This is a genomic window from Oleiphilus sp. HI0061 (assembly GCF_001635675.1).
The window spans coordinates 1-1,009 of record NZ_LWFE01001286.1 but is presented as its reverse complement, the minus strand read 5'-3'; the positions used below and the strand labels follow the sequence as shown (position 1 = coordinate 1,009).

Below are 1,009 nucleotides of genomic sequence, written 5' to 3'. Positions count from 1 at the left end.
ATCTCTTATTGCATCTTCGGCAATAGCGAGCTCACCTTTTTTCAGGCCATTATCTTTGATCTGTTTCGGGATCAGGTATTTTTGCGCGATATTGATCTTTTCATCTTCGGTGTAACCCGGAATACGGATAACCTCCATACGATCAAGCAAGGCCGGAGGGATGTTCATTGAGTTTGAGGTACAGACAAACATAACATCGGACAAATCATAATCTACTTCTAGATAGTGATCATTAAAGGTATGATTTTGTTCTGGATCTAACACCTCAAGCAAAGCCGAAGCCGGGTCACCACGATGATCAGCACCCAATTTATCGATTTCATCAAACAAGAACAGCGGGTTCTTCACTTCGACTTTAGAAAGCTTCTGAATCAGTTTACCTGGCATTGAACCGATATAAGTTCGGCGATGACCACGAATCTCTGCTTCATCACGCACACCACCCAGTGCAACACGGGTATATTTTCGGTTTGTTGCCTTCGCAATAGATTGCCCCAAGGAGGTTTTACCTACACCAGGAGGCCCAACCAAGCACAATACCGGCCCTTTAAGCTTCTTAACCCGGCTCTGTACCGCTAAATATTCGATAATGCGGTCTTTGACCTCTTCTAGGCCATAGTGGTCTGCATCAAGAATTTCTCTTGCCTTAACGATATCGTGTCGAACTTTACTTTTCTTCTTCCAGGGAAGATTTACAAGCCACTCAACATAGCCTCGCACAACTGATGCCTCTGAAGACATCGGTGACATCATCTTCAACTTCTTAAGCTCTGCTTCAGCCTTCTTCTTGGCCTCTGCACTCATGCCAACCGTTTGAATTTTGTTTTCCAGCTCTTCGAACTCGTTACCACCTTCGTTGATCGCTCCCATTTCTTTCTGGATAGCTTTCATTTGCTCATTCAGGTAGTACTCGCGCTGACTCTTTTCCATTTGCTTCTTAACACGACCACGAATGCGCTTCTCGACCTGAATCAGATCAAGCTCGCCTTCGATAACAGCTAACAACATT

At 44.6% G+C, this 1,009-nt stretch carries 1 protein-coding gene; it reads right to left on the bottom strand.

Going from position 1 to position 1,009, the window contains the following annotated elements:
- On the bottom strand, positions 1-1,009 hold a 1,009-nt coding region (locus A3735_RS20210), incomplete at both ends, for an AAA family ATPase (protein WP_156499790.1).